Below are 20,454 nucleotides of genomic sequence, written 5' to 3' on the forward strand. Positions count from 1 at the left end.
AGGCTGCATCGCCACTGCCGTGGCTTGGCCTCACGCAGCCTCGAACGGCACGCCTCCGGATTCATCCTAGGGAAACACTGATCCATGTACACGCTCGCGCTCGAGTCGCTTTTGCGTGCGAACAAGGCGCGGTGACTGCCGTGCAGCATTCTGCACAAGGGAACCGCAACGCCGTTCCCGCGCAAAAGCGGCCGAGCCCCTGCTTTAAAAGGATCGTGGGGTTGGCACCCCAGGTTCCCCGATCCTGCGTTGCGGCCCTTGCCGGTAGAACCACTACCGGCTACGCACCGCGCCTTGTCTCGGAAAACCTGGGGTACCAACGCGAGCGTGTACATGGATCAGTGTTTTCCTACTGTTCTTCCGGGCACCCGCAGCCGGTCTTGTGGATACGCCGATGCCACTCCTCGCGCATCCGCGCGTAAGCGGTCGTGGTCATCAGCAGCAGATGGACCGTGGAGGGGTAGATCCGGCCATCCATGCGCAGGGTCTCGGTCAACTCCGGGTCCTTGCCCTCGGGGATGTAGAAAAAGTCCTGCCCCTCGCGCAGCTGGTCCTTTTGCGCCTTGAACAGGCGAAAGGCCGTGCCCTTGGGCACGCCGTTCCATTCGTCGATCTGGCGCAGGCTCAGGGTGGCGTACCCCGCGTGGATGATCGGGTCCGGCAGGGCGGCGCTGGCGGAACCCTCGCGCCCGGGAAACAGTCCTGCACTACGGGGGTCTTCGTCGCTTTCAATCCTCATGCTGGCATTATGGCATGCCGAAAGCCGGCCGACGGAACAGGACGACACGAATGGAATTGTTACAGGAATACGGGCTGTTCTTCGCCAAACTCGTGACCGCCCTCGTGGTGGTGCTGATCTTCGTGAGCGCCGTGGCGGGGGTGATCGCCAAGAGCCGCGAGCGGCGGCCCGACCGCCTGACGGTACGCAAGCTGAACGATCGTTATCGCCGTATGGAGAAGACCATTCGCCACGCGGTCGAGGGAAGCGCCAACTGGCGAGAGCGGCTGCGCAAGAAGCTGGGATGGCAACGCGGCGACTCCTCCTCCAGCAAAGGTGAGTCCGCCGAACCGCCAAAGCCGGATACACCGACCGAACATCCCGGCCAGGATTCCGGCGAACAGGACCGACCAAGGGTTTACGTACTTCGCTTCACCGGCGACATCCGCGCCTCCAGCGTCGACAGTCTGCGCGAGGAGGTGACCGCGATCCTGACCCTCGCCCGCCCCGAGCAGGACCGGGTCATCGTATGCCTGGAGAGCCCGGGCGGGCTCGTCCCGTCGTACGGCCTGGCCGCCTCGCAACTGGCCCGCCTGCGCGACCAGGGGCTGGACCTGACCGTTGCCGTGGATCGTGTCGCCGCCAGCGGCGGGTACATGATGGCCGCGGTGGCGCACCGGATCGTGGCCGCGCCCTTCGCGGTGCTGGGGTCGATCGGGGTCGTGGCCCAGATTCCGAATCTGCACCGCTGGCTGGAGCGCCATGACATCGATGTCGAACTACTGACCGCCGGCGAATACAAACGCACCCTGACTGTACTCGGGGAGAACACGGACGAGGGCCGCCGCAAGTTCCGCGAGCAGCTGGAAGAGGCTCACGATCAGTTCAAGACGTTTCTCTCTCGTTACCGGCCGTCACTGGACCTGGAAAAACTGGCGACCGGCGAACACTGGTACGGCGAACAGGCACACGAACTGGGCCTGGCCGACGAACTGCGAACCAGCGATGATCTGCTGCTGGAGACCAGCCGCGAGGCTGACCTGTTCGAGATTACCTATACCCGCCCGCAGCGCCTGAGCCGGCGCATCACGCTGGCGATGGAGTCCATTGTCGAGCGTGTGCTGCGCAGCCAGGGACCCGAGGCACGGTTTTGAGCCATCTCGGCATAAAGGGAAGAAGAACACGTCCCTGCCCGTCGACCATGCAAAGGACCAATTCGGAGGATATGACCATGCAAAACCGTTCCCACACCCCCGCGTTGCTGTTGTGTCTGCTCGCCAGCCTGGCCTTCTTTGCCCTGCCGCTGAAGGCGGCCGCCGACGACCAGATGCCCTGGGGCTCGGCCGAGATGATGGACCGCGAATACGAGCCACGAAAGGTGGTCTACGACGTCTACGTGGACACCGAGGACGAACTGAACATGGTTCTGGACCGCGTCAGCATGCTGAACAACGTCTACGAGTCCGATCCGTTCGAAGCCCACATCGTGCTGGTTCTGCACGGGCGCGAGGTGCCGTTCTTCACTCGTGATCAGTTCGACGAGCGCGAGGAGACCATGCGCCGAGCCAAGTCCCTTACCGAAGGTGGCGTGGTGGAATTCCGGATGTGCGAGGCCTCCGCCCGGCTGCGGGGTATCGAGCACGAAGAGATCCACGGCTTCGTGAATCTGGTGCCCATGGCCGACGCCGAGATCGTCGAGCTGCAGCACGAGGGCTACCTGCTGATGCAGTGAGGCCCGCCTTCAGGCAGACGCCAGCACCCTGGCGTCTGCCTGGTCACGCCCCCTCAAAGTCCCCGTGTCGACGGCCTTGCCCTCGTCCCATGCGATCGCATCCCGAGGAGTTCCCGCTCATGAAACGACGCCTGCTCGCCTTTCTGCTCGCGGCCACCGTCCCCACCCTGGTCATGGCCGACGAACCGCGGATGAGCGACCCTGATCGCAATGTCTATATCCCGGGGGCCGAGGACAGCGAGGGCGTATTGCGCGTGGCTGCGGTCTACAACAGCGACCGCATTCGGATTCACTACGAGTACGAGACTCACAGCCCCAGCTGGTATCACCAATACTGGCGCTACGAGGATGGCGAATGGGTGCGTTATGGCTCCGGCGGCCCGGAGCCGGACGAACACGGCCTGTACGAAGACCGGATCTCGATGATGCTGGATGACGGCTCGGTCGACGACTTCATGCGCCTCGGTGGCTGGATGACGGCGCACGAGGGCATGCGCAGCCTGAGTTCGGAGGTGGATCACGACGACGTACGCGAACACCCCAAGCTGGGCGAGGAGATGGGCCGTAGCGACGTGCGCAAGTACCTGCCGCAGACCCGCGAGACCGATGACTCGGAAGACGTCTCCTGGGACGCCATCCGCGATGATGACGAACTCGAGGCGATGCGCGAGAACGGCGAATTCCTCGATCTCTGGCAGTGGCGGGCACACCGCAGCCACCCGGTCGGATATGCGGACAACGGCTATGTGCTGCACTACCGCCTCGCCTCCGAGGGCGACAGCATGTTCACCACCAACTGGGACGACGACGCCGACCAGCCCGCCTATATGTTCGACCCCGACCAGGTGGGCGCCCCGGCCCTCGACTGGGAGCGCCTGGTCGCGGGCGAATACGGCCAGAACGACCCCTACTTCCTGTCGGAAGACAACTCGATGGCATTCGATCCAGACTACGACTGGCAGGAGGGTGACACACTACCCCAGCGCTTCCTGCGCGAGCCCAGTGGCAGCCGCGGCGCGATCGAGGCTTCGGGCGGCTACCAGGACGGGGCCTGGCGCATCGCGTTGACCCGCTCACTCGACGCCCCGGACCCGCGCGACAGCAAGGCACTCGAGCAAGGCAATACCTACAACGTCGCCTTCGCCGTGCACAACGGCACGGGAGCCCGCTGGCATCTGGTCTCGCTGCCCATGACACTGGGTCTGGACGATGGCGAGGCCGACATCAAGGCCCAGTACACGGACGGGCATCTGGACGACGCCGATCTTGAGTGGACCGAGGTCCCGGTGTTCTATCCGGGACAGATGACTTACCAGGACCTGCACGGCGACACGCACGGGGCCGGTGGCCCGCTCGTGCGCGACGGCGACCTGGGCGTGCTTGATGCCCACGATCCGGAGGGGCTCGCGGACGTGATCATCGAGCACGAGCTGCGCCAGCTGGAGGACCAGGGAGACACTGACTGAACGCCGCACGAGGCCGCCTACAGGGTGCCGGCTGGCGGCGAACCTCTCCTTGAGGATGGGAACAGTCGCGGCATCCAGCGCAGGTAGCCGAGCATCCCGAACAGTTCGACCAGCGACTGCAGCACGATGACCATGACGGCCGCGTGTAACGCCTCGGGCAGCGCAAGGGCCACCGGCAGAACGACAAACGAGTTGCGCGTACCCAGGCTGAACGCCAGCGTGCGCCCCTGCTCGCCGGGCAGGCCGAAGACCCGGGCCAGAACCCATGCCAGCGCTGCCGCACCGAGCAGGTACAGCAGGTACACCGGGATCACGCCCATTAACTCCAGTCCGCCCTCGAACACCACGTGGGCCTCCGCCAGGGTGATCAGCCCCACCACCAGCGCCAGTAGCGGAACGGTGGCAACTGCAAAGCGGTTCTGCCAGAACTGTACGCGGCCCCGCAGCCTGAGCGCCTGTTCCAGCAGTATTGCCGCAAGCAGCGGCAGGCCGATCAGCAGCGCAGCCGCGGCGAACACGGTCGGCGACATCAGGCCGAGGGCCTCCCCCGGCCCCAGGATGATGGTCAGGTAAACGGGCAGCATCAGAAACTGTGCCGCCAGGCTCACCGGCGTAAATGCCGCCGCACGCGCACCATCCCCGCCGCCCTGTCGCGCAAAGGTGATGAACCAGTCGGTGCAGGGCATCAGCAGGACCAGCAGGATGCCCAGCCGTATCGCCGGATCGTCGGGGGCCAGCGGCAGCAGCGCGACCAGCAGCAGGGGCACCAGCACGAAGTTCCCCACCAGCGCGGCGACCAGGAAACGCCGGTCGTTGAAGGCGAGCCGGATCGCCTCCCACGGGATTTGCGCGAAGGTGACGAACAGCAACAGCCCGAGCGCGACCCACACCCAGGCGGTCAGTCCCTCGCCAAGCCCCGGCCAGAGGCCGGCCAGCACCAGACCCATCACAATGGCGGCAAGATAGATCCATACCTGAAGGCGTTCCAGCATCGAGACACGTTACCAGAACCCCACGCTGTATCCGGGCTTCGTTGCCCTCGGCATCGGGACGGTTCAGGCTTGGAAATAATCGATATATCGATACATCTCCTTCAGTCGGCCGCCGATGTCATGCCTCACCAAGAGCTTCTGATTGCCTACCACGATTTCCCTCCGGTCACGCGCGATCGGGTAGAGACCCTGCAGGCCAACCTCGGCTATGTCTGTAACCAGACCTGCTTTCATTGCCATGTGAACGCCGGGCCGAACCGGCGCGAGATCATGCCGCCGGAAGTGATCGACGAGCTGCTCGCCTGCTGTGATCGCTGCGACATCCAGACCCTCGACCTGACCGGTGGCGCCCCGGAACTGAATCCCGGGTTTCGCGACCTGGTCCGCAACGCCCGCCAGCGTGGAATACACGTGATCGATCGCTGCAACCTGACCATCCTCGGCGAACCCGGGCAGGACGACCTGGCAGCGTTCCTGGCCGAACAGGGCGTCGAGATCGTGGCCTCTCTTCCCTGTTATCTGGAAGAGAACGTCGATGCCCAGCGTGGCGACGGTGTGTTCGAACGCAGCATTGCAGGTCTGAAGCAGCTCAATGCCCTGGGTTACGGCCAGCCCGGCAGCGGGCTCGGTCTCAACCTGGTCTACAACCCGCAAGGGCCGAGTCTGCCGCCCCCGCAGGCCGAACTGGAAGCCGCCTACCACGAGCACCTCGAACGCGAGTACGGCATCCGTTTCAACGCGCTGTTCACGATCACCAACATGCCCATTCACCGCTTCGCCAAGACGCTTGCGCGTGAAGGCCGTTACAACGCCTACATGCAGACGCTGCGAAACGCCCATCAGTCGTCTAACCTCGCGGGCGTCATGTGTCGGACACTCGTCTCGGTCGACTGGCAGGGATACGTACACGACTGTGACTTCAACCAGATGCTGGAGTTGCCCCTGGGGGCCGGCCGGGGCCGCCGCGTGCACATCGGCGAGCTGACGCCCGACTATCTGGCGCAGGCACCGATTGCGGTCGGCGACCACTGCTACGGGTGCACGGCCGGCCAGGGTTCCAGCTGCGGCGGGGCACTTTGAGTACCCTGCGACCATTCAAATCCTCAACCACGATGAAAAGGAGTTCGTCATGAAAAAGACCCTTCTGGCCACCACACTGTCGCTCGCCCTCGCCGCTACGTCCGCGCAGGCATTCGATGTGGACGGCATGATCACCAAGGCCAGCCCGCACTCGGCCTCGGAAACACTGGACCGCCTCGAGTCCGCCTTGGAGGCGAACGATGTCAACGTCGCCCTGCGCTGGGATCACGCCAGCAAGGCCGCGGGCGAGGACATTGATCTTGGCCCGACCGAGCTGCTGCTGTTCGGCAATCCGGCCCTGGGCAGCCACATGTTCACCAGCCGCCAGCACGCCGGTATCGACCTGCCGATGAAGGCGCTGGCCTGGACCGATGCGGACGGGCAGACCTGGCTGGCCTATAACGACCCCGAATGGCTGGCCGCGCGCCACGGGATCGACGATCGCGAGGAAATCGTCGAACAGATGAGCAACGCGCTCGACAACCTGTCCAGCGCGGCGATCGCCGACGACTGAGCACCAGCACCCGGCGGGCGATTCGTTATAGTGGGGGCCGGACCCAATTCACCGGGGGACTCATGGATCGCCCGCCTCATTTCAATCCTTCGGCGCGTGCCGAAGATGTGCTCGGCTGGCGCGAATGGGTCGGCCTGCCGGATCTCGGCCTCGGGGCCATCAAGTGCAAGGTGGACACCGGCGCACGCAGTTCCGCGCTGCACGCCTTTTATGTCGAGAGTTTCACCCGCGACGGGCGTGAGTGGGTGCGCTTTGGCATCCATCCCTATCAGCAGGATGACCAGACCGAGGCCTGGTGCGAGGCCCCGGTGCTGGATGTCCGCAACGTGACCGACTCCGGCGGCCATACCGGGGAGCGCTATTTCATCGCCACCCGTGCAAAAATCGGTGATCGAGTGGTCCCTCTGGAACTTTCCCTGACCAGCCGCGATACCATGCGCTTTCGTATGCTGCTCGGACGCGAGGCCATGCGGGGGCGCTTTCTGGTCGACCCCCGGGCGTCGTTCTTGCTCGGGCGCCCCACTCCACATCTCGCAACACCGGAATCCACGCCCGAATGAAGCTCGGAATCCTCTCGCGCAACAGCAAGCTCTACTCCACCCGGCGCCTGGTGGAGGCAGCCCAGCAACGCGGCCACGAAATCCGCGTGGTGGACCCGCTGCGCTGCTACATGAACATCACGGCACACAAGCCGCAAATCCACTACAAGGGCGATGTCCTCGACCAGTTCAACGCGGTGATCCCGCGTATCGGTGCCTCCATTACCTTCTACGGTACCGCGGTGCTGCGTCAGTTCGAGATGATGAGCGTCTATCCCCTGAACGAATCGGTGGCCATTTCGCGCTCGCGCGACAAGCTGCGCAGCCTGCAACTGCTGTCGCGCCGCGGCATCGGGCTCCCGGTGACCGGGTTTGCCCACTCCCCCGACGATATCGACGACCTGCTCGAGACCGTCGGCGGCGCACCCTGCGTAATCAAGCTGCTGGAAGGGACCCAGGGCCTGGGGGTCGTGCTGGCCGAGACCAAGCAGGCCGCCGATAGCGTGATCCAGGCGTTCATGGGTCTCAGGCAGCATATTCTGGTGCAGGAATACATCAAGGAGGCCAAGGGATCGGATATCCGCTGTTTCGTGATCGGCGAGAAGGTCGTCGCCTCGATGAAGCGCCAGGCGAAAGACGGCGAGTTTCGCTCCAATCTGCATCGCGGTGGCACGGCGACACTGTGCCGTATCACCCCCGAGGAACGGGCCACGGCCGTCCGCGCGGCCAAGGTAATGGGGCTGAACGTCTGCGGCGTGGACCTCCTGCGCTCCAACCATGGAGCGGTGGTAATGGAGGTCAACTCCTCGCCGGGCCTGGAGGGGATCGAAAACGCGTCCGGCAAGGATGTCGCCGGCATGATCATCGAGTTCATCGAGAAGAACGCCAAGCCGAACCGCACCAAGACCAAGGGCCGTGGTTGATGGCCACGCCCAGAGCCGACCGTAACGACCCTATCACCATTGGCGGGACGACTGTCCGCCCGGGCGAACGGCGCACGGTGGAGTTGCAGCTCGGCGCCCTGTACACCCACACCCCGACCAATATGCCCGTGCAGGTCCTGTGCGGCCGGCGCAAAGGGCCGATTCTGTTCGTCAGCGCCGCCATACATGGCGACGAGATCAACGGCGTGGAGATCATCCGCCGCCTGCTGAAGATCCCGGCGCTGCGGCGCATGCGGGGCACACTGCTGGCGGTCCCCGTGGTCAACATGCACGGCTTCATCAACCAAAGCCGCTACCTGCCCGACCGGCGCGACCTGAATCGCTGTTTCCCGGGCTCGCCCAAAGGTTCGCTGGGTGCCCGGATTGCACGGCTGTTCATGCGCGAGATCGTCCACCGCAGTACCCACGGGATCGACCTGCACACCGGGGCGATCCATCGCTCCAACCTGCCGCAGATCCGGGCCAACCTCGACCACGCGGAGACACAGGAACTGGCGCGTGCCTTCGGCGCACCGGTGGTCCTGAATTCCGCACTGCGCGACGGATCCCTGCGCGAAGCCGCTGCTGAGCGGGATACGCCGATCCTGCTGTACGAGGCCGGCGAGGCCCTGCGCTTCGACGAGCTGTCCATCCGCGGCGGTGTGCACGGGATCATCGAGGTGATGCGGCATCTCGGCATGCTGCCGGCGATCCGGCGCCGCAGCCCACGCGAGCCTATCATGGCCCGCACCAGCGGCTGGGTACGTGCCCCCCAAAGCGGCATCCTGCGCAGCTTCGTGCGCCAGGGCGACCGCGTGGTCCGCGACCAGACGCGCCTGGCGATCGTCTCCGATCCCTTCGGCGAGACCGAGACCGAGGTCCTCGCCCCGGCCTCGGGGATCGTCATCGGGCAGCTCAACCTGCCCCTGATCAACGAGGGCGACGCCCTGTTCCATATCGCGCAGTTCAACCGGACCGATCTGGCGGTGGAGCGCCTGGAGACCTTCCAGGAGAACCTCGAGGCCAGCGACTACCCCTACGCCGACGCCCCGCGCCCGGAAACGCCCTGACGTTCACACTCGCGGGGGATCAAAACCCGCTGTCACCACGTCTACGGCTTGAACCCATTCAACCAGACCTCTGTCCATGACCCGTTTGCCCCTGTGGCTCAACGCCCTGCTCCTGACTGGCGCCCTGTGTGCCAGCCCCGCCCTGGCCCAAGAGATTGCCGAACAGACCCCGGACGATGCCCAGACCGGTGCGGTCTCCGCCGCCACCAGCATCGATGCTGGCGGGGCCGAGATCCCGGTCGAGCGCTATCCCGCCGATGGCGAGGCCGTACTGCTGTGGTTCCCGTCCGAGCACGGGCTGCTGGACGGCCATCGGCAGCAGGCCCTGGCGCTGCAGGCCGCCGGCGTCGAAGTCTGGCTGGCGGACCCGTTCGCCGGGCACTTCCTCCCCGAGGCCGCCTCCAGCTTCGACGAGATGCCGACCGAGACCGTGGGCGACCTGATTGAGACCGCGCACGCCGAGGACGAGCGTGCGGTTTTCGTGTTCGGCAATGACCGTGCCCTGCCCTGGCTGCTGACGGGCCTGTATCACTGGCAGGAGGAGCACCCCGAGGCAGAACACCTCCTGGGGCTGATCATGATGAGTCCGTACCTGCATACCGGCGTTGACACCGACGAGGCCGAGATGCAGCCCATCGTCGGCGTCACCAACCTGCCGGTCTACATCATCCAGCCCATGCTGTCCCCGCAATTCCAGCACCTCGGGCTGATCCGCTCGACCCTGAGCGACGGGGGCAGCACCGTCGGCGCGCGCCTGCTACCCGAGCTACGGGACCGGTTCTTTTTCCGCCCCGATGCGATGGAAGCCGAACTCCTGGCACGCGAAACCTTCCACCAGGAACTCGTCTATGGCATGGACCTGTTGCGGCGCCTGCCCGCCGCGCGCACCGCCGCCGCATCCGACGACCTGGATCTGAGCGTGAACACGCCCACCGGCGGCGACGTCCAGCTGGATGCACTGGACGAGCCGGTCGCGGCGCCCGAACTGGTCCGCCCGGACCTGGCCGGCGAGGAACACCGTCTGGAGGACTATCGTGGCGAGGTCGTGCTGATCAATTTCTGGGCCAGCTGGTGCCCGCCCTGCGTGCACGAAATGCCTTCCATGCAGCTACTGGAAGACGAGCTGCGCGAAGAGGGCTTTCGCATCCTCGCCGTGAATCTTGGCGAAGACGAAGAGACCATCCGCGACTTCATCGAAAACGAGGTGCAAACCGAGTTTACCATCCTGCTCGACCCGGACCAGGAGTCGCTGAACGACTGGCGCGCGATGGCCTACCCCACCAGCTATGTCGTCGACCGCGAGGGCAACCTGCGCTACTACCTGTTCGGCGCGATCGAGTGGACCGAACCCGGCGTCATCGACCAGATGCGCGAGCTGCTCGAGGAAGACTACGAAGCCCCGGAAGGCGACGATTAGTCCGAGCCGGGCGGCGTCCCGAACGCCTCGCGCAGCCAGCCGCGCAGGGCGTCAAAGCCATGCTCCGCCCGCTCCGAGGGCGGCTGCATGCCCGGGACGAACCCGTACTCGCGAAACGGCTCCAGCAAGGCTGGATCGCCGCTGATGACGTGCACGGGCACGGCCCAGCTGGCGTCCTGACCGGTCACCAGGGCGGCCGGCTGGTGATCGCCCAGCATGAAAAACAGCGTGTCCTCGTCCACGTACCGCGCCGCATAGCCCCCGGTCACCTCCAGCGAATAGCGCACCGACTCCGCGTAGTACTCGCGCACGCGATCGAAGTCCCGCCACAACGACTCCGGGGTCGGTCCCTTGCCGGCCCACTCGTCGAAGACCGCGCCGTCCCCGATCGCCTCCCAGTCCTCCAGCACCGGCAGGATCGGGGTCCACGGCGCATGCGAACTGATCAGGGCCAGCATCGCGAATACCGGACGTTCCGAGGGCCCGCGGATCTCGCGTTCGAAGAACGACCAGGTGTACTGATCCGGCATGGTCACCCAGAAAAACGGTGGCCCGGCGTACTCGAACCCGTGCTTGTCGACGATCCGGTCCCAGCGAAACCACTGACCCTCCGGCCAGTCGAGCTGGATCGCCGGGGCCAGCATGGCCGTCTCGTGTCCGGTGGCCTGAAAGTCCTGCACCAGGGTGTCGCGGGTCTGTGCCTGCAGGGCGTCGTAATGCCCGGCATAGCGCACTTGCAGGCCCGTGAGCAGCGAAGCCTGCGCCAACCAGGACTGCCCACCGGCGATCGGGGCCTCCAGTACGCCAGTCACGACATGCAGGTCCGCGTCGTCGAGTTGCTCGCCGATAAAATCCAGGCTCGGCACGATCACCGGTGCATAACGCTCGTCGAACACGGCCGAGACCCCGTAGGACTCTACCAGTCCCAGGATCACATCCACGTCGCCAAGACCCGGCAAGGGACGCCCCTCGGCCTGCTCGCGGGTCTGTTCCAGGCGCTCGCGAAATGCGCGGTTCTCCGCCAATGCCCCCTGCCCAGCCACAATCTGCTCCTGGACCGAAACCATCCCGGGCGCGGCCGTACCCGGCGGAGCCGCCCCTCGCATGGAGCCGAGCGCCCCCACCAGCCCGAGCGTGAACAGCCCGACCGCGACGGACAGGGGTATCCGGCGCCCTGGTGCCGACTGCACGGTCAGCGCGAACAGGCCACGAGCAGCGCCTGCGATGATCGCGACCAGCCCCGCGACCAGGACGACCACCAGCCCCACCGTGGCCCAAACATCCAGATTGCCGGTCACCAGCCGCCAGACCGCGTCCAGCAGGATCCAGTCCTGGATCACGTTCAGGGGACGTACCAGGCTGATGCGGGTCAGGGCATCGAACAGCGCCAGAACCACCAGCGCCAGCAGAATAAAACCAGCCAGCCAGGCCAACGCGCGTGCCAGCCGCCCGGCGGGCAGCAGCGCGAACAGCCCTACCAGCAAGACCGCTTCCCAGGCCAGCCAGTGGGGTCCGATTCCCGCGTGACGGGGCACGTCCAGCCCCAGCAGCACGACGTTGAGTGCCGCGAGGGTCAGCAGCAGTCGGATCACGGGCGGACGGACATTAGGGAAACACTGATCTATGTACACGCTCGCGCTCGAGTCGCTTTTGCGTGCGAACGAGGCGCGGCGACCGCCGTGCAGTCATTCTGCACAAGGGAACCGCAACGCCGTGCGCGCGCCCGTTTTTGATAACAACAGGCGGCCGAGCCCCTTCGGGGTTGGCACCCCAGGTTTTCCGAGACAAGGCGCGGTGCGCAGCCGGTAGTGGCTCTACCGGCAAGGGCCGCAACGCAGGATCGGGGAACCTGGGGTGCCAACGCGAGCGTGTACATTAATAGTGTCTCCCTAGCGCCGCGGGGAACCGAACGTCATCCGCTGCAGGACACCATCCCGGCGCACACGCCAGTGGTACAGGGCCGCCGAGATATGGCCCAGTGCCAGCACCAGAATGGTGATCCCCAGGATCTGGTGCCAGGCGAACAGGGTCTCCGACAGCGCCTCGTTTTCCGGGAACAGGCCCGGCAGGATCAGCGGACCCAGTTGCACCGGGTAGCCGCCGGCCGCCGTCGCCCACCAGCCGATCACCGGCATCACGATCAGCAGCAGATACAGCAGCCCGTGGACCGACTCGGCCGCGATGCGCTGGGCCGAAGGCAACGCGACCGCGTAGGGCGGCTTGCCGTGACGCAGACGCAGGCCCACACGCACCAGCATCAGCAGCAAAATCAGCACCCCGAAGCTCTTGTGCCAGGTATAGATAGTGTCGGTCATGCCCTCGCCAAAGCGGTCCTGCAACCCGTCGAAGCCAAACCAGCCGATGGTGCCGCCCAGCGCCAGCGCACCCAGCACCAGCACGGCGACCGCCCAGTGCACAATCCGCTGGCTCAGGGCGTAACGCGGCCACTCTCCAGTATTGCCCGTATCCATCCCGCACTCCCGTTCGTGTATGTCCCCAACATGCCGCCCACACACGATACCTGCAACCCGTCGTTCCCCCACCTCGCCTGGCGAGATACACCCGTCACCGTGCAGGGCCAGTATGCTTTGAACATGCGCTCACCCGAACCCACTACCCCATCGCTGGCCGGCGTACGCTGCCTGACGTTCGACCTCGACGACACCCTGTGGCCGGTGATGCCGGTGATCCAACATGCGGAGGCGCGCTTCTACGCCTGGCTGCGCGAGCATGCGCCGGTCATCTGCGAACGGTTTGATCCGCAGGCGCTGATTGCCGAACGGGCCGCCTTCATGCGCGCCGCACCTGAGGATGAACGCCACGATCTGACGCGGCTGCGCAAGCACTGGCTGCGCGAGCTGGCCACGGACTGTGGCTGCTGTCCTGATTTGTTGTCCGACGAGGGATTCGAGGTGTTCTGGCATGCGCGCAACGAGGTGACGCCCTTCCCCGAGGCTGACGGCGTACTCGCCACGCTGTCGCGTCACTTTCGGCTGGGCGCGATCAGTAACGGCAATGCCGATGTCTTTCGCACGCCCCTGGGGCGTCATTTCGACTTCGCGATCGCGGCGGGCGAGGCCGGCGCGGCCAAGCCCGACCCGGTAATCTTCGCACAAGCCCGCGAGCAGGCCGGCGTCGACCCCGAACGGATCCTGCATGTGGGCGATGACAGCACCAGCGACGTCCTCGGGGCCCTGAACGCCGGGTTCCATGCGGCCTGGTTCAACCCCGACGCGCTGCCCTGGGAACACGGGCGGCCCCGACCGGTGCTGACACTGGGCCGCCTGGGCCAGTTGCCCCGACATCTCGGGATCGACTAGGGAGACGCTGATTTAATCGCACGTCCGCGTTGGTGCCCCCTGTTTTCCGAGACAAGGCGCGTCGTGCAGCGGGTAGTGGTTCTACCCGCAAGCGGCGCAACGCAGGATCGGGGAACAGGGGGCACCAACCCCGAAGGGGCTCGGCCGCTTTTGCGCGCGCACAGCGTTGCGGTTCCCTTGTGCAGAATGACTGCACGGCAGTCACCGCGCCTTGTTCGCACGCAAAAGCGACTCGAGCGCGGACGTGCGATTAAATCAGCGTCTCCCTAGGCGTCCATCGCCGCAGCCCCACCCCCTCAGTCGGGATCAACGCGGCCGCGCAGGGCCTTCTTGCGGCCACGGTGGGTCTTGCCCTCAAGACGACGCAGCTTGGAGGCGCGTGTAGGCCGGGTCGGCTTGCGCGTCTTGATCGGGCGGCCCGCCTCGCGCAGGAGTTCGCTCAGGCGCTCCAGCGCATCCTCGCGGTTGGCCTCCTGGGTGCGGTGCTGCTGAGCCTTGATCACCACCACACCATCCTTGCTGATGCGCTGGTCACGACGGCGCAGCAGGCGCTGCTTGTAGACGTCGGGCAGGCTGGAGGCGCGGATGTCGAAACGCAGGTGGATGGCCGAGGCGACCTTGTTCACATTCTGTCCGCCCGCGCCCTGGGCCCGGATCGCCGTCAGTTCGATCTCGTCTTCGGGCACCGCGACGCTGTTGGAGATGCGAAGAACCATTCAGCGAAAGTCGCCGTCCTTGATTCGGCCCTCGTCATCCAGCTCCGCGAAAAAGCGCGAGTTGTCCTGGCGGTACTCGTGGGTCGCAATCTCGCCCGGCAGCACGAGGGTCACGTCCGGGTAGACGCGTTCGAACTCCTCCGGACTCGGCCGGGTTTCCAGGAAGTGCAGAAACGGGTTCATCTGCTGGACCGTCCCCGGACGAGGCTCCGGCCCGTCCGCCCGCGTCTCGGTCTTGTGCACCGCGCAACCGCTGATCCCCAGCGCCAGAAGCACTGCCACTACCGGCATCCATCGAAGTCGTCGTGCCATACATCCCTCCGGCGTCTGTCATGTCCACCGTCAGCGCGAGGCGCCACAGGTGCTGCGGCGATGTCCTGGAACCAGTCCGGCACCAGGGCCCCGCCCCACAGTCGAGCCCCTACTCCGTTGGCTGGCCGTGCTCGCGCGTGGCCTCGAAACGGATCTCCGGCCACTTCTCCTGAGCCATCTGAAGGTTCACCCGCGTGGGGGCGATATAGACCAGATCGCCACCATGGTCGATCGCCAGGTTGGCCGCGGCCTTCTCCTTGAACTCCTCGAGTTTCTTCGGATCGTCACATTCGACCCAGCGAGCGGTCTGGACGTTCACGTTCTCGAACTGCGCCTCCACCTTGTACTCGGTGCGCAGGCGCTCGGCGACCACGTCGAACTGCAGCACGCCAACCGCGCCAAGGATCAGGTCGTTACTGGTCAGCGGACGGTAGAGCTGCGTCGCGCCCTCCTCGCACAACTCCTGCAACCCCTTGGAGAGCTGTTTCATCTTCAGCGGGTCCTTCAGCTGCGCCCGGCGGAACAGCTCCGGCGCGAAGTTCGGCACACCCGTAAAGGTCAGCTCCTCGCCCTGGGTGAAAGTATCACCAATGCGGATGGTGCCATGGTTGTGGATGCCGATAATGTCGCCGGGGTATGCGGTTTCTACATGCTCGCGGTCAGACGCCATGAACGTCAGGGCATCCGGGATCTTCACGTCGCGCCCGATGCGCACATGGCGGAGTTTGGCACCCTTGTCGAAGGTGCCCGAGCAGATGCGCATAAACGCGATGCGGTCGCGATGATTCGGGTCCATGTTCGCCTGGATCTTGAACACGAAGCCGGTGAACTTCTCCTCGGTGGGTTCGACCCTGCGCGAATGGGTTGGGCGCGGCAGCGGGCCCGGGGCGTACTCGACGAAGTCGTCGAGCAGCTCCTCGATGCCGAAGTTGTTGATCGCGGAGCCGAAAAACACCGGGGTCTGCTCACCGCGAAGGTAGGCCCCCGGGTCGAATTCGTGCGAGGCACCCTGCACCAGCTCCATTTCGTCACGCAGCTCCTGCGCCTGATCGCCGAGCACCTCGTCCAGCCGCGGGTTGTCCAGCCCCTCGATGATCTCGCCGGTGGACTTCTTTCCGCCCTCTTCCGGGTCGTACAGGTGCACCGCATCACGGCGCAGATGGTAGACACCGCGAAAGCGCTTGCCGGAACCGATCGGCCAAGTGATCGGGGCGCACTGGATCTTCAGCACCTCTTCGACCTCGTCGAGCAGCTCGATCGGATCTCGGCCCTCGCGGTCCATCTTGTTGACGAAGGTCATGATCGGTGTGTCACGCAGCCGGCAGACCTCCATCAGCTTGATGGTGCGTTCCTCCACGCCCTTGGCCGCGTCAATCACCATTAACGCGGAGTCCACGGCGGTCAGCGTACGGTACGTGTCCTCCGAGAAGTCGGCATGGCCCGGAGTGTCCAGCAGGTTCACGATGCGTCCCTTGTACGGGTACTGCATCACCGACGAGGTCACCGAGATGCCGCGCGATTTCTCCATCTCCATCCAGTCGGAGGTGGCGTGGCGCGAGGACTTGCGCCCCTTGACCGTACCGGCGAGCTGGATCGCGCCGCCGTACAGCAGGAGCTTTTCGGTCATGGTGGTCTTGCCCGCGTCCGGGTGCGAGATGATCGCGAACGTCCGGCGCCGGGCGGTTTCCTCGGGAAAGGACATTTTCTTGGGCCGCCTGAATGAAGCGCGGCAGTTTAACGCGAAAACGGGCCTGGCGTGGCGTTTACCCGGTGCCCCTGACGCAAACGGCCCCGGACCGAAACCCGGGGCCGTTCGTATCTGCCGGGAACAGCAGGACGGGGAGAATCAGCGTGCAGAAGCTCGCTGGATCGCGGCGGACTGTTCGTCCAGGCGGCCCTGGGCAAGATCCAGATCGCGCTGACTCATGCGCGTCTTGACGGCCTCCAGGCGCTCGCTGTCCTCGGCCAGGGAATACCAGACGTAGGCTTCGACCAGATCGCGCTCCACACCCTGCCCGTTCTGATGCAGACGCCCCAGGCCGATCTGCGAGTTGCGATCACCGCGTTCCGCAGCCTTGGTATACCACTGGGCGGCCTTGGCCGGATCCGGGTTCGTCCCCCGTCCCGTTTCATGCAGGAAGCCGTAGTAGTACTTGGCCGAGACCTGTCCCTGTTCCGCCGCCTTGCCCAGCCACTCCAGGGCCTCGCCGTTCGACCGTTCGTTACGGGCGTAGTGACTGCCCAGCCAGTATTGCGCGTCCGCATAGCCCAGTTCGGCCGAGCGGGTGTAGTGCTCAAGAGCCTTGTCTTCATCCACTGACGTACCACGCCCGGAGGAAAACATGAAACCGAGATAGTAATGCGCCCCCGCATGGTCCTCGTCCGCCGCACGCGCGAACCAGCGCAGCGCCGCGTCATAGTCCACGTCGGTGCCACGCCCCACGTAGTTGGCCATTCCAACGTCGAACATCGCCCGCGTATCACCCCGCTGGGCATTGCTCTCGCGAATCTCGTACCAGACCCCGAGCAACTCCTGCTGGCGCTCAACCTCGTCGTAGCCAAAATCCTGGGCCTGGACGACACCAGCTCCAAGGGCCAGCGGTAATGTCAGGGGGAGAGAAACAAACAACGCACGCAGGGATCGGGACATGAGGGCAGCCTCGCAGGGAATTCCGGCATCAATGCCGGCTATGATCATAGACTGCCCCCCGTCCTGCGCGCAAAACGAACGCACCGGGACGTGAACCCGGCTTCGCAAAACGCCCGCGAAAGCCCGCAAAACGCGTTTGATGTCACGAATCCTGGCGTCACGCCCCGGCCGGCGCCGCGCAGCGGCGGCTCAGCACCCAGGCATCCTCGCGTCCGCTGTGCAGCGGGTAATAGCGCGGCCGGGTGCCGATGTGTTCGAACCCCTCCGAGCGGTAGAGCTGGAGCGCCGCGACATTGGAGGGGCGCACCTCCAGAAACAGAGCCTCGGCCTGCTGCTCGCAGGCATAGTCGAGCAGACGGCGCAGCATGTAGCGCCCCAGCCCATACCCCTGCCAGCGTCGGTCGATCGTCAGGTTCAGCAGATGTGCCTCGCCGGCCGCCACCGTCAGTACGGCATGACCCACCTGGCGCTCGTCGACCTCCAGGATCCAGCAGTCGTAGCCGACCCGGATGCAGTCCTCGAAGATGCGCGCGGTCCAGGGATAGTGGTAGGCCTCGCGCTCGATGCCCATTACACGCTCGACATCCTCGGCCAGCATGCGGCGCATCCGGGGTTGTACTTGCGGCTCGGCACTCATGACGCGGGGCTGGGTCTCCTGGGGTGAATTCCTGTCTGAAGATATAGGTGGGTAGCTGTTGGCGACGTTCCCGAATACACACCCCAGGTGGGGTCAAGAGCCGGGAGCACTGGTCAGACACCCCCGCGCGCGCCGCAGATCCTGCCAGACCTTGGCCTTGTCCTGCGGCTTCCGCAAAAGATAGGCCGGATGATAGGTCACCACCAACGGCACTTCCCGATACCGATGCGGGCCGCCACGCAGACGGCCCAGCGGCTGATCGGTCTCCAGCAGATGCTGGGCGGCGATACGCCCCAGCGCAACGATCACCTCGGGCTGCACCAGCGCGATCTGGCGGTCGAGGAAGCCACGGCAGGCCCGGGACTCCTCGGGGCTGGGGTCGCGGTTGTTCGGCGGCCGGCACTTCAGCACGTTGGCGATAAACACATCCTGTCGCCGATCAAGGCCCAGTGCCGCCAGCATGTTGTCCAGCAACTGGCCGGCACGCCCGACAAACGGCTCGCCTCGACGGTCTTCCTCGGCCCCGGGGGCCTCGCCGACAAACAGCCACCGGGCGCGGCGATCGCCCACGCCAAACACCGTCTGCGTACGCTGACTGGCAAGCTCGGCGCAGGCCGTGCAGTCGCGCACTCGTGCTTCGAGTTCCGGCCAGCCGAGTGCCGCGACCTCGCCTTCAACCGGCGTATTCACGGGAGGCGCGAGCGCCTCGGAAGGCTCGGGGGGCACGGCTGACGCAGAGGCCACATCGACCCGGGGGCCTATCGCCGGTGAAGCTGGCTCGGACGCCGGGGCTTCCACCGCGGTATCCAAAGCCCCCTCCCGGGCACGCCAGACCGGAATCCCCATATCGGCCAGGATACGGCGTTTGCGCGCCGACAGATCCACGCGTCAATCCCCCGATGGTGTACGGCGACGATGGCGGCGCCAACGTTCCAGCGTCAGCAGGGGCCCGGAGAGGCCATAGATCACGAATCCCGCCCACAGGACCTTGGGCGGGTCCAGCGCCAGTAGCATCAGTGCCCCCACCACCCCGACGATCGCCAGGAAGGGCACGCGATGCTTGAAGTCCATGTCCTTGAAACTGAAGTAGGTCAGATTACTGACCATCGCCGCACCCGCGAGCACCGTCACGATCAGGATCGCGATCACGTACGGATCGGCCAGGTCTGCCGGAATCCCTAGGTCTTCCAGCACCCAGACCATCCCCACCACCAATGCAGCGGCGGCGGGGCTCGGCAGCCCCTGGAAGAACCGCTTGTCGACGACGGCCAGACGGCTGTTGAAGCGCGCCAGCCGCAGTGCCGCGGCGGTGGCAAAGAAGAAGGCCGCTACCCAGCCGAGATTGCCCAGATCCTGCAGCTGCCACAGGTACACGACCAGGGCCGGGGCCACCCCGAAGGAAACCAGGTCGGAGAGCGAGTCGTACTGCGCACCGAACTCGCTTTGCGTGTCCGTCATCCGCGCCACGCGGCCATCCAGCGTATCCAGGACCATGGCAACGAACACTGCGATCGCGGCGGTCGTAAACTCGCCATTGATCGCGGAGACGATGGCGAAAAAGCCGGAGAACAGCACCCCGGTGGTAAACAGGTTGGGCAACAGGAAGATCCCGCGACGACGTCGGGCACGGCCCTCGTGCCGGTCGTCGCCCCCGTTCATCTCGTCAATATCGCTTGATCCCTCGTCATCCGGCGTCACTCCAGCACCTCCACGGTCGCGCCCACCTCGCCACTGGCCTCCGGCAGACCCCCAATCACGGTAGAGCCCGCCAGCACCTTCTGGCCAACCTGGGCCATCACCTGGGACCCGGCGGGCAGCCAGACTTCGAAGGTAGCACCGAATCCGGCGAAACCCATGCGTTTGCCGCGCCCGAGTCGGTTGCCAGGCACCACGTTCTGCAGACGGATCATGCGTGGCCAGTGGTTGACCGACAGGGCAAGCGTCAGGCGTGTGCCCTCGTCCGTCACCAACGCGAAAGCCGCGCGATGATCCAGTTGTCCATCCGGCGGGCTGTCCGTTTCCTTGCCCGGCCAGATCCGCTCCACCACTTTCGATTCCTGTGGTGCATGGACATTGTATTCCCCCAGACGCCGCTGACGAATGCGGATACGCCGGGCGGGCTTGCCGGTAAAGGGATCGGTTGCCTCGTCAATCGCCTCCACCGTGCCGTCGGCCGGGGCGATCACTCCAAGCGCCGGTGCCGCCGCCTTGCGCCGAAGATCGCGGAAGAGCCCCATCAGCGCCACGGTCAGCAGCACCATGAAAACGCCCAGCTCCGCCTCTCCGACCAGCAGCGAGATCACTGCCATCCAGGCAGCAATGATCACGAACAGGCGGCCTTCGGGGGCAAGCGGAAACAGCATGGGGT

22 protein-coding genes are annotated in these 20,454 nt (G+C 65.5%); 10 read left to right on the plus strand and 12 right to left on the minus strand.

Translation table 11 applies throughout. The annotated features are described in order from the left end of the window. Nucleotides 1–349: 349 nt before the first annotated feature. Nucleotides 350–739, minus strand: coding sequence for a hypothetical protein (locus F623_RS0112010; protein WP_018868735.1), 390 nt, complete (start codon nucleotides 737–739; stop codon nucleotides 350–352). Nucleotides 740–789: 50 nt separating this feature from the next. On the opposite strand from F623_RS0112010, the gene sohB reads away from it, so the two are divergent. The 3 genes from sohB to F623_RS0112025 all read left to right on the plus strand — a co-directional run bounded on the left by sohB (nucleotide 790) and on the right by F623_RS0112025 (nucleotide 3,916). Further along, nucleotides 790–1,872 (plus strand): protease SohB, encoded by a 1,083-nt coding sequence (gene sohB, locus F623_RS0112015; RefSeq protein WP_018868736.1) that lies wholly within the window; start codon nucleotides 790–792, stop codon nucleotides 1,870–1,872. 71 nt (nucleotides 1,873–1,943) lie between these two features. Then, complete coding sequence (locus F623_RS0112020; protein ID WP_018868737.1) at nucleotides 1,944–2,450, plus strand: DsrE family protein; 507 nt, start codon at nucleotides 1,944–1,946, stop codon at nucleotides 2,448–2,450. Between the two features lie 119 nt (nucleotides 2,451–2,569). Then, nucleotides 2,570–3,916, plus strand: a complete 1,347-nt coding sequence (locus F623_RS0112025; protein ID WP_018868738.1) for an ethylbenzene dehydrogenase-related protein — start codon at nucleotides 2,570–2,572, stop codon at nucleotides 3,914–3,916. A 17-nt stretch (nucleotides 3,917–3,933) separates the two neighbouring features. On the opposite strand, the gene F623_RS0112030 is transcribed toward F623_RS0112025, so the two are convergent. After that, nucleotides 3,934–4,908, minus strand: coding sequence for an arsenic resistance protein (locus F623_RS0112030; RefSeq protein WP_018862756.1), 975 nt, complete (start codon nucleotides 4,906–4,908; stop codon nucleotides 3,934–3,936). Between the two features lie 120 nt (nucleotides 4,909–5,028). On the opposite strand from F623_RS0112030, the gene arsS reads away from it, so the two are divergent. From arsS to F623_RS0112060, 6 genes are all read left to right on the plus strand, one after another. Then, complete coding sequence (arsS, locus tag F623_RS0112035; protein ID WP_018862757.1) at nucleotides 5,029–5,988, plus strand: arsenosugar biosynthesis radical SAM (seleno)protein ArsS; 960 nt, start codon at nucleotides 5,029–5,031, stop codon at nucleotides 5,986–5,988. 49 nt (nucleotides 5,989–6,037) lie between these two features. Continuing rightward, entirely contained in the window at nucleotides 6,038–6,502 is a 465-nt protein-coding gene (locus tag F623_RS0112040) for a DUF302 domain-containing protein (RefSeq protein ID WP_018862758.1), read from the plus strand. Nucleotides 6,503–6,564: 62 nt separating this feature from the next. Continuing rightward, nucleotides 6,565–7,062 carry an ATP-dependent zinc protease gene (locus tag F623_RS0112045; protein WP_018862759.1) on the plus strand — a complete coding sequence of 166 codons (498 nt, stop codon included), beginning with the start codon at nucleotides 6,565–6,567 and terminating at the stop codon, nucleotides 7,060–7,062. Beyond that, complete coding sequence (rimK, locus tag F623_RS0112050; RefSeq protein ID WP_018862760.1) at nucleotides 7,059–7,964, plus strand: 30S ribosomal protein S6--L-glutamate ligase; 906 nt, start codon at nucleotides 7,059–7,061, stop codon at nucleotides 7,962–7,964. Before F623_RS0112045 ends, rimK begins: the two co-directional genes overlap by 4 nt. Next, entirely contained in the window at nucleotides 7,964–9,034 is a 1,071-nt protein-coding gene (locus F623_RS0112055) for a succinylglutamate desuccinylase/aspartoacylase family protein (RefSeq protein ID WP_018862761.1), read from the plus strand. The genes rimK and F623_RS0112055 overlap by 1 nt, the downstream gene beginning before the upstream one ends. Nucleotides 9,035–9,110: 76 nt before the next feature. Then, complete coding sequence (locus F623_RS0112060; RefSeq protein ID WP_018862762.1) at nucleotides 9,111–10,451, plus strand: TlpA disulfide reductase family protein; 1,341 nt, start codon at nucleotides 9,111–9,113, stop codon at nucleotides 10,449–10,451. Here the strand turns inward: F623_RS0112060 and F623_RS0112065 are convergent. Both F623_RS0112065 and F623_RS0112070 read right to left on the minus strand, forming a co-directional pair. After that, nucleotides 10,448–12,043, minus strand: coding sequence for a hypothetical protein (locus tag F623_RS0112065; protein ID WP_018862763.1), 1,596 nt, complete (start codon nucleotides 12,041–12,043; stop codon nucleotides 10,448–10,450). The genes F623_RS0112060 and F623_RS0112065 overlap by 4 nt on opposite strands. Nucleotides 12,044–12,340: 297 nt before the next feature. Further along, nucleotides 12,341–12,922, minus strand: a complete 582-nt coding sequence (locus F623_RS0112070) for a cytochrome b (RefSeq protein WP_018862764.1) — start codon at nucleotides 12,920–12,922, stop codon at nucleotides 12,341–12,343. A 123-nt stretch (nucleotides 12,923–13,045) separates the two neighbouring features. Here F623_RS0112070 and F623_RS0112075 point away from each other — a divergent pair, with 123 nt between their 5' ends. Continuing rightward, entirely contained in the window at nucleotides 13,046–13,771 is a 726-nt protein-coding gene (locus F623_RS0112075; RefSeq protein WP_026278790.1) for an HAD family hydrolase, read from the plus strand. A 296-nt stretch (nucleotides 13,772–14,067) separates the two neighbouring features. Here the strand turns inward: F623_RS0112075 and arfB are convergent, their stop codons facing one another. The 8 genes from arfB to F623_RS0112115 form a co-directional block, all read right to left on the minus strand. After that, nucleotides 14,068–14,487 carry an alternative ribosome rescue aminoacyl-tRNA hydrolase ArfB gene (arfB, locus tag F623_RS0112080; protein WP_018862766.1) on the minus strand — a complete coding sequence of 140 codons (420 nt, stop codon included), beginning with the start codon at nucleotides 14,485–14,487 and terminating at the stop codon, nucleotides 14,068–14,070. Then, nucleotides 14,488–14,799, minus strand: a complete 312-nt coding sequence (locus F623_RS0112085; RefSeq protein WP_231367716.1) for a hypothetical protein — start codon at nucleotides 14,797–14,799, stop codon at nucleotides 14,488–14,490. A gap of 109 nt (nucleotides 14,800–14,908) precedes the next feature. Continuing rightward, on the minus strand, nucleotides 14,909–16,501 hold the full coding sequence (locus tag F623_RS0112090; protein WP_018862768.1) for a peptide chain release factor 3: 1,593 nt from the start codon (nucleotides 16,499–16,501) through the stop codon (nucleotides 14,909–14,911). Nucleotides 16,502–16,645: 144 nt separating this feature from the next. Next, nucleotides 16,646–17,449, minus strand: a complete 804-nt coding sequence (locus tag F623_RS0112095) for a tetratricopeptide repeat protein (protein ID WP_018868740.1) — start codon at nucleotides 17,447–17,449, stop codon at nucleotides 16,646–16,648. A gap of 157 nt (nucleotides 17,450–17,606) precedes the next feature. Next, nucleotides 17,607–18,086 carry a ribosomal protein S18-alanine N-acetyltransferase gene (gene rimI / locus F623_RS0112100; protein ID WP_026278791.1) on the minus strand — a complete coding sequence of 160 codons (480 nt, stop codon included), beginning with the start codon at nucleotides 18,084–18,086 and terminating at the stop codon, nucleotides 17,607–17,609. 93 nt (nucleotides 18,087–18,179) lie between these two features. Further along, on the minus strand, nucleotides 18,180–18,971 hold the full coding sequence (locus F623_RS0112105; RefSeq protein ID WP_081616611.1) for a uracil-DNA glycosylase: 792 nt from the start codon (nucleotides 18,969–18,971) through the stop codon (nucleotides 18,180–18,182). A 3-nt stretch (nucleotides 18,972–18,974) separates the two neighbouring features. Beyond that, on the minus strand, nucleotides 18,975–19,784 hold the full coding sequence (gene pssA / locus F623_RS0112110; protein WP_018862772.1) for a CDP-diacylglycerol--serine O-phosphatidyltransferase: 810 nt from the start codon (nucleotides 19,782–19,784) through the stop codon (nucleotides 18,975–18,977). Beyond that, nucleotides 19,781–20,449, minus strand: a complete 669-nt coding sequence (locus F623_RS0112115; protein WP_018862773.1) for a phosphatidylserine decarboxylase — start codon at nucleotides 20,447–20,449, stop codon at nucleotides 19,781–19,783. The genes pssA and F623_RS0112115 overlap by 4 nt, the downstream gene beginning before the upstream one ends. Nucleotides 20,450–20,454 lie beyond the last annotated feature (5 nt).

It is taken from the genome of Thioalkalivibrio sp. ALD1 (assembly GCF_000381245.1).
Classification (GTDB): domain Bacteria; phylum Pseudomonadota; class Gammaproteobacteria; order Ectothiorhodospirales; family Ectothiorhodospiraceae; genus Thioalkalivibrio.

Excerpts from the sequence above, each read along its gene's own strand:
- F623_RS0112010 (WP_018868735.1), bottom strand. The coding sequence starts at position 739 with ATGAGGATTGAAAGCGACGAAGACCCCCGTAGTGCAGGACTGTTTCCC.
- sohB (WP_018868736.1), top strand. The coding sequence starts at position 790 with ATGGAATTGTTACAGGAATACGGGCTGTTCTTCGCCAAACTCGTGACC.
- F623_RS0112020 (WP_018868737.1), top strand. The coding sequence starts at position 1,944 with ATGACCATGCAAAACCGTTCCCACACCCCCGCGTTGCTGTTGTGTCTG.
- F623_RS0112025 (WP_018868738.1), top strand. The coding sequence starts at position 2,570 with ATGAAACGACGCCTGCTCGCCTTTCTGCTCGCGGCCACCGTCCCCACC.
- F623_RS0112030 (WP_018862756.1), bottom strand. The coding sequence starts at position 4,908 with ATGCTGGAACGCCTTCAGGTATGGATCTATCTTGCCGCCATTGTGATG.
- arsS (WP_018862757.1), top strand. The coding sequence starts at position 5,029 with ATGCCTCACCAAGAGCTTCTGATTGCCTACCACGATTTCCCTCCGGTC.
- F623_RS0112040 (WP_018862758.1), top strand. The coding sequence starts at position 6,038 with ATGAAAAAGACCCTTCTGGCCACCACACTGTCGCTCGCCCTCGCCGCT.
- F623_RS0112045 (WP_018862759.1), top strand. The coding sequence starts at position 6,565 with ATGGATCGCCCGCCTCATTTCAATCCTTCGGCGCGTGCCGAAGATGTG.
- rimK (WP_018862760.1), top strand. The coding sequence starts at position 7,059 with ATGAAGCTCGGAATCCTCTCGCGCAACAGCAAGCTCTACTCCACCCGG.
- F623_RS0112055 (WP_018862761.1), top strand. The coding sequence starts at position 7,964 with ATGGCCACGCCCAGAGCCGACCGTAACGACCCTATCACCATTGGCGGG.
- F623_RS0112060 (WP_018862762.1), top strand. The coding sequence starts at position 9,111 with ATGACCCGTTTGCCCCTGTGGCTCAACGCCCTGCTCCTGACTGGCGCC.
- F623_RS0112070 (WP_018862764.1), bottom strand. The coding sequence starts at position 12,922 with ATGGATACGGGCAATACTGGAGAGTGGCCGCGTTACGCCCTGAGCCAG.
- F623_RS0112075 (WP_026278790.1), top strand. The coding sequence starts at position 13,046 with ATGCGCTCACCCGAACCCACTACCCCATCGCTGGCCGGCGTACGCTGC.
- arfB (WP_018862766.1), bottom strand. The coding sequence starts at position 14,487 with ATGGTTCTTCGCATCTCCAACAGCGTCGCGGTGCCCGAAGACGAGATC.
- F623_RS0112085 (WP_231367716.1), bottom strand. The coding sequence starts at position 14,799 with ATGGCACGACGACTTCGATGGATGCCGGTAGTGGCAGTGCTTCTGGCG.
- F623_RS0112090 (WP_018862768.1), bottom strand. The coding sequence starts at position 16,501 with ATGTCCTTTCCCGAGGAAACCGCCCGGCGCCGGACGTTCGCGATCATC.
- F623_RS0112095 (WP_018868740.1), bottom strand. The coding sequence starts at position 17,449 with ATGTCCCGATCCCTGCGTGCGTTGTTTGTTTCTCTCCCCCTGACATTA.
- rimI (WP_026278791.1), bottom strand. The coding sequence starts at position 18,086 with ATGAGTGCCGAGCCGCAAGTACAACCCCGGATGCGCCGCATGCTGGCC.
- F623_RS0112115 (WP_018862773.1), bottom strand. The coding sequence starts at position 20,449 with ATGCTGTTTCCGCTTGCCCCCGAAGGCCGCCTGTTCGTGATCATTGCT.